Here is an 8,230-nt window from a genome sequence, read left to right on the forward strand (position 1 = left end):
GTTATCAGTATTTGGGTTATATACAAAAGCTGTACCACTATATGAAACAGAGGTTTTTGATAATTCAGAAACAGGAACACTATTCACTGTTTTTCCGGCTGTTACCTGTGACAGATAGAATGAAGTTCCAATCATCGTTTTAACCTCTTCCTCTGTTACCGTATATTTCTTTCCTGAATTTAAAACACCTGCTGCCTCAAAAGAAACTGTTGCAAAGAAACTATCTGATTTCTCATCGTCTGCATTATCAATTGCGGTAAAATCACTTTTTGCAAAAGTCTTTGTATACTTTTCATTATTTCCATCTTTTACGGTAAGTTTTACCTTATAATCATCAGGTATTTCCGTCAGTCCCTCCACTCTTTTAGTAAGGGTAACTATTCCACTTTGATAGTAAAGAATTAATGTATCATGGTCATACGCTACAGTAAATCTTCTGTCATTATTATCAATGTAATATCCCTTTTCTTCTGTACGAGGAGTTGTTCCATCATATATAATGTTTCCTTCTGAATCCCTCTTATATTTTAATATGTTGCTTTCTTTTAACGTGTATTCTGAAAGATTAATGTGATTTCCATCACTATCCTTAACATCTTCCGGAAGAGTATCCGGTATGTCTACTCTGTCATAAGGGGCAACAATACCTGTTGTTGTATATACTTCCTCCCCGTTTACAACATACTTAATCTTGTACTGCTTCTTCTGTTCAAAAGTTACATTGTCAAGAAGGTTACCTATTGTTCTGTTTCCATCTGTACCATCAATAGATACAAAGAAAAATCTTGTTAAATAGTTCTTGTCAGCAACAGGTACTGTATATTTACCACTATTATGTTTCCACTCACCTGCTGTAGCGGTGCTGGTAACTTTCCAAACTGTAGCCTGTACTCCATTATCTAAAGAAATTACCTTTCCGTTCTCGTATTCAGTTGATACTGCACCTGTAACTCCCTGATCTTTAGCAGCATTAACAATTTTTTCAATTTCAGTATCCTTTGTGTAATTTAAGGCATCATTAGTAGACATTGCCACAACAAGCATGGAGTTTGTTGCTCCATTTGATACCCTTCTTGCTGCATGGTCTAAATCCCAGTAACATTCTGAACCCGGTGTTGTAAGTATATCCTGATATAATGCTCCCTGTTCCTCACAGTTTAATTCTGCGAACTGGTCGCCATGGGAATTATCACCATACATATCTTTTTGTGAAACCGAGAATCCGACCTGCTGTTTTGCCTCACTGTCAGTTCTTAAGTTTCTTCCATTTACAATTTCAATATCATGAGTTGTTTTATGGCGGTTACGGGTGTTGTAATATCCCGGTCCTGTTGTTTTCCAGAATAATCCGTCAAATCCGTTAGGATACTGCTGCTCATCACCATTTGAGTTATATGGGAATCTTGCATCCATTGACTTATCTTTTTCCTCATCATGTGAAAACATTGCAGGAAACTCAAAATCACCGTTTTGAACATTGTTATAATACTGAACATAATAAGGCTGTGACCACTTGCCATTTTCGGCTTTAACTCTATAGTAGTATCCTCCACCTAAGTCATCAGCAACATTTACACTCGCTCCGTTATTACTTATAACCTGTACATCTTTTCTCTTTTCTGATACTGTCTGCCAATTTTTACCATCTTCACTTTTTTCCCAAGTATAAGTTGTGTCTGAACCTGCATTCTTTACATTAAGGGTACCATTTTTCATAATTGAATCCTCAATGTAAATTCCATGGGAGTTTAGTATTTTAAGATTAAATTTTATTGAAAATACCGGTTTTGCTCCACTTACAGGATATCCGTCAGTTCCAATATCCGAACGATTATATATTCTGCATCCAATCTGTGTAGTTACATAATCACTGTCACCAAAATCCAAATTTTCCGGTAACTGATATTGTACCGTTGCCTGTTGTTTTGCAATATATTTTGCAATATTTTCATCGTGGTTGTCAGCTCCCCACAGAGATGCTCCGCTATTACCATTAGACCAGAATACTTCCTGCTTGTCGTAATCTACGTTTATGTCTCTTGGATTAACATAGAAGAACACATTTCTGTTGCCTGAATCATACACAACCTCATATGTGTCACCTGATAACAGGATATCTCCTGTTACAAGGGATGAATCTATAACGCCTAAAGGATATGTATCACTTACTGAATTTTCGTATTTTGTATCCTGTAATTTTGATACAGGGTAAACACCAAGGGATTTGCTGCCTACTTCATTCCAATAATCAGACTTCTGATTATCCTTAGCCCAAACTTCAAATTCATATAATGATATTCCAAGGGAGGTGTCTGCACATTCATCAACGTACAGTTTAACATACCGTGCTTTAACCTCATCAAAATGAAAACTATATCCTAATATCTTGTCTCCACCTAATCCTGATGCACTACCCGGCTCAGTCCACTGAGAAACATTTTTTAAATCCTTCCAATTTGTTCCATCATTAGATGTTGCAATTTTAAATGACTTAGCATAAGCATTAGAATACTTTAAATCTATACTGCGTAATCCATATTCCCTGCCTAAATCAATTGTATATTCAGGGTGTGTGCTGCCTGCTGTCCATTTAGTTGTATCTTTTCCATCTGTAGCATACTTTGCAGGATTTACGGTACTTGCACTATCACATGTTATATCCTTATTTACTGCCACATCTGTCAGATAACCTGGAACTTTTGTACCATATACCTTTAACTCATATATAGACATTTTCTTATGATAAGAATTCATTTCATTAGCTTTAATTCTTACATATCTTGCCTTTCCAAGGCATGTGTCTTTTGATGTGTACAATACTTTTCCATTATAAGTCCCGTCATTTTTAATATTTTTATCCCCTATAAAATCCTCCGATGAAACTGTTTTTGATGTAACCCATGTTTTTCCATCCTTTGAAGTCTGTATTTCAAAACTCTTTGCATATGCTGTTTCAAACAATACCTCTACACGTTCTATTTCATAAAGGCTTTCTAAATCTACATAAATCCATCCGCCTTCGTTATTATTTGCCCATCTTGTAGAACTGTCTCCATCAACTGCATTATCTGCCGGATAAACTGTTTCGCCCTCTTTTTGTTCACTTTCAGCGTATGCCTTTTTTCCTTTGGCAATGTTGTCATCCTCTATGTCAAAGTAATCAATATTTACCTGCTGCCATGCATTATCTTTGTTGTACAAGATATTTGAAGCACCGGTAATATCAATATAATTAACTCCTGCTTTTAATTCTACAGTTGCTTTTATTTCACCTACACTGTTCCAGCCACCTGTCTTTGGTGCAGAAATACTTTTCCATGCACTATCATCAGAACTGTTTACACGAACATCAATGTTGGTATCGTATTCTCCGCCATTTGCGTATCCCACAACTATGTTATAACAACCATCTTCTTTTACATTTACATACTGTGTAAGATATGCACGTCCGTCATTTGGCCATGTATTCATGCCACCTATAGCTGTTTTTCCTGAATAATTTGAAAATACTTCAAGGCTATATTCACCTGATGCCGAACCTTTAGTATATGCATAGGCATTTTCTGCTTCATGTCTTATATTCATTTCTTCCGGAGTATATGCAAACTTAAACCATCCCAGGTTTACTGAATAACTGTTGGCAATTCTAGGTATTACCTTAAAGTAAATTTTATGGTTTCCATCAGGTATATTTACATCCACCGTTTTGGTTACATAAGCGCTCCAACCTCCTGTAGTGTCGTTACAGTCAAAGGTTGTAACCGGTGCTCCACTCATGGAATCCACATACATTTCAACAGTTCCACCACAATCCGTTGCAACAGAATATGACAGGGTTACTCCTGATGCCTTTCTGTCAAAATATACATCATATTCTGCATATCCTTCGCCTTTTATACCTGTAAGTTTTCCCCCTTCATCTCCTCCAATGTTGCCTGAGGATTTAGGGCCTGCATCTAACTGTACTCCGTTTAATTCTACATTTTCCCTTGAACTGAAAGCTTTTTTGCTGTAATTATTTTCAGAAACATATGAAAGTTCAAAGTTATCTAAACGTACCCATTTCCAATCAGTACCGGTATTAACGGCTCCTGTAATATCAATGGCATTTATTCCCTTTTTAAGTGAAACCGTAGTTGTAAATTCCTTTACCTCATCCCATGAAGAACTGTGGTCTTTTAAAGTCCATGATCTCCAATCTCTGTCAGTATCACCATTTATCCTATAATCAATTCTTGTGTCCTTTCCACATTCTAATGAATACTTTAATTTCAATGTGTATGTACCTGCATTTTTGGCATTAACATATGTGGTAGTGTAGGCTCTGCCATCTGCCTCCCATGTATTTAAACCTCCAATGGCTGCTCCATTTGAGAAATTACCACTACTACTTACTTCCCTGCCATTAGCCGGACCTAAAATTGTCTCATGAGCATTTTCTATTTCATGAGTTCCTACTGCATCCACATAAGGTGATTCAAAATAAAAACAATCTACATTAGCACACCAGTCCTTAGATGTGGAATATTTAAGGTACACCTGATGAATACCTGACGGTATGTTGGCATCTACTGTTTTATATACAAAATTACTCCATTCTGAGCCTGTCTCTGTTGCTTCAACAGTTGCCACAGGTGTGCTGTCCATACTGTCTAAATATACATTGACAGTTCCCCCTGCAACTGTACTTTTTGCAGAATATCTTATTGTAAACTTTGAAGCTGCACGGTTAAAGTTAACATTATACATAGTCCAGGTTCCGTCATTTACATGGGCTATATTTCCTGTACCACTTTGACCGTAATCTGTGTTTGTTTCATTATTAATATCTGCATGTTTATCGTCATTGTCCTCTGCCTCAATAACATTACCTGCTATTTTTGTTCCTGAAAAAGCATTCTTAACCTTGGAACTTTCTACCTTTCCTAAAGCCACCTCTGCTGCAAGCTTAGAACAATACTTGGCACCATTCATGGAAAAATAAACATACTCTCTGTCATTTACCTTACATAGGCTTCTATGTGTAGCATGATCTCCTTCCGGGTCACCCTTATCAAAGAATATAACATCAATGTAATTTTGAGATACATCTGCATTAATTTCATATTTATACCAGCCTGTATCTCCATCCTTTTCCATAAATGTCGTGTTCCAGTCTCCTGTGTACTGACCGCTTACACTGTCATTGTACCCATGTATTCCTACTCCACTCCAATTTGATGCATTGTAAAAATACACTGTGGTCTTTACATCTTCTGCAAAGACTTTAGTTAAATCTGTTGGTGTTACTGATGTGAATACCATACAGACTGAAAGGAACAACGTTAAAAATGTTTTTACCCTTTTTAATCCTTTCACTTTTTTCCCTCCTTTAATGATCCAAATTTGTTATCTGCCTATGGCAAACATTTATACACATTAATTATAAACTTAATTCTTTATCATTTAGAGTGACATTTTTTTATTTCAGGTGTCCTTTTTTTTATGTGTTTTTATTCGCTTTTTAGGTTTAACGTTCAATTCTATTAAGATAGTTTGTAAACTAAATCAGAAAAAAACTGCCATACCGGCTTTGATGTTATCCCGTATGGCAGCTTCATTAAATTATATTAAATTTTAATTTGTTCCTACTAAATCATTTCCCCAGCTGTAATCAACCTCAGCATAATTTGGATTTACAACTTTCAAAATGCTGTTGTAAAGATACTCATGTGCAGTGATTGTATTCATCTTAACATTCTTATACAAAACATCTGCAATATCATATACTGAATAACTCTTAACAGTGCTGTATCTGTAAGTTCCGTCTGACAATTTTGCATAGGCTCTGATTTTGTATTCTGCCGAATACTCTACCGAAGTAAATGAACCAAATAACGTTGTCCTTACAAAATATGTAGCTGTGTCTGAGCTTCCAAATACAGTATCTGTTGTTCCCTGCGATGTGGAATCTAAAGCTGCAACATACTTACTGTCACTGTTTACACGCATATCATCATCAGAGATATTAAAGGTGTTTCCACCTGCTTTATTTACTCCGTAAATTAATCCCCATCCTACAACATTCTTTCCGTCTATTGTCGGTTCTACTGAACCGACAACCCTGCTGCCTTTGCGGGTAGCACTTATCTGATATCCTTCTATTTTAATGCTTCCACTTTCCATAGTCGGTTCCACATAAGCTTCATCGCTAAATAAGAAATAGTCAATATTTCCTACATATGTCTTTCCACTGTCCGGTGTAAATTTAAGATATACATTATGTACTCCGGCGCTTATTTCAGTTTTCAGCGCAAACTGTTTTTCAACATATGCATCCCAACTGTCCTCAGCTGTTTCTGTAAGATAAAATTCACCGACAGGTGTTCCGTCTAAACTGTCTAAATACAATGAAACCTTTCCGGTAGCAATCTTACCTCTTACTGAATATCTCATTATGATGCTCTTTGCAGTTTTAGTAAATCTTACACTATCGTATCTTGCCCACTCTCCATCATTGGTATTTCCAAGGTATGTATCATAATTAATTGTTCCGTTGAAATCGTCTGTTTTCTCAGCTTCTATTTTTGAGAATGCATCTTTATATGCGCTGTCTACCAAAGTAGTTCCATCCGGTACTATCCATTCACCGTTTACAGTTTCCATATGGAATGTCTCCCATGAACCTCCTATACTGTCGGAAGTTGAAAGAATTGCCTTATCTCCACTTGGATCAACTGCCAGATATTTTCCATTGGCAATGGATTTAATGGCAAACTGTTTACTCTTACTTGTATCTGATGCATATCTTTCTATAACGAACTTTTCTCCGTTATAAATTGCTGATGTACTTGCAGTAAGATATGAACCTTCACTTACCATGCATATATATTTTCCGGATATTAATGACTTAAAGGAAACTGTTCCGTCACTGTTCTTAATTATCTTAAACTGTTCCCCTTCATCTCTCTTGTCGCTGGACGCCACAATTGTTGTATCGCTGCTTCCATTTTTACACTTTGCATACTGATTAGATGAATCTGACTTTAAGAAAAAGTATCCCTGGTCATCATTTGTTGCCTTTGCAAATTTAAAATAGTCAAAATTGCAAACATGAGTAGTATCCGCCTTAAATACTACATATACATTTTGTACTCCTGTAATACGTGCCGTATCAATTGTAACTTCTTTCCAATTCTGCCATGTTCCCGTATTTTCAACACTTGCCTTTGCTATAAGAGGACCTGTTGTACTTCCCAGTCTAAATTCAATGGTTCCATTTGCACCTTCTTTTTCGGTACTTCTTGAATACTTGAAAGTCAGCTTTGACGCTCCTGTATCTCCAAAATCAATGTTATAGTAAGCAGCATAGTTTCCGTTCATTACGCCTCCTAAACTTCTGCCACCACTAGTTCCATTGGAATTTTCTGAAATAAGTCCCTTACAGTAATCCAAATCTTCCGCTTCAATATTTGAATATGCATCTCTCTCTAAACTATCTGCATATGTAGGAATATTTGCCATAAGTGAAATAGCATTATATGCTGCAAAAGAATCCCATGTAGCATCTTCTGCTGCCTTTTTCTGCCATGAACACTGCATAATTCCCTTTGAATTACTATTCATCCATGCTACCTTTGCATTGTCCTTAAAGAATGAAAGATACTCGCCTTTATTAAAATCTACAATGAACTTTCTCATATATCTCATAAGGATACCACGCATACCTGAAAGGTCACCGGAGTTTGTGTTCTCTTCCTTAAGAATATTATTGTAACAAAGGCCTTTTACCGTATTTGCCATTACATTACATGCATCATCATAGTACTGCTGTGTTCCATATTTTTCATAAAGCATAATTGCGGCTCCAAGGAAAGTTCCCTGATTATATGTGGAACGCCAGTTGTTTCCTACACTATCCCATACATGTCCTGCATCATCACCTTCTCTTACATACAATGAACTGTTTCTCCATGCATCAAATACGCTTTTTGCCTTGGTATAGTAACTTTCATCACCTGTTGCAATTGCAAGATAACAAGCTCCTACTGTGGCAGGACCATTAATACATGATGTGGTTCCGTCTCCTCTTCCGTTTTCATGAGACCATCTGATAAGTCCGTCTGTTCTTCCTTCTGTTCCTCTTTTATACATAAAGTCCCAGTTTTTCTTTGCAATATCTAAGTAACTCTGGTCTCCAAATAATAAATATGCTCTTACTGAATCAAGTACAGCCCAGGCTATATCATCG

General features: G+C 36.5%; 2 protein-coding genes. Both read right to left on the reverse strand.

All coding sequences use genetic code 11. The features are described 5' to 3' along the window. Positions 1-5,358, reverse strand: a 5,358-nt coding sequence (locus Q5O73_RS09160; protein WP_302669536.1) for a carbohydrate-binding protein, incomplete at its 3' end; no start/stop codon positions are given. A gap of 258 nt (positions 5,359-5,616) precedes the next feature. Further along, positions 5,617-8,230 (reverse strand): carbohydrate-binding protein (locus tag Q5O73_RS09165; RefSeq protein ID WP_302669537.1); only part of this gene is annotated, 2,614 nt, incomplete at its 5' end.

The organism is Eubacterium sp. AF15-50 (assembly GCF_934835595.1).
GTDB lineage: Bacteria > Bacillota > Clostridia > Lachnospirales > Lachnospiraceae > Eubacterium_G > Eubacterium_G segne.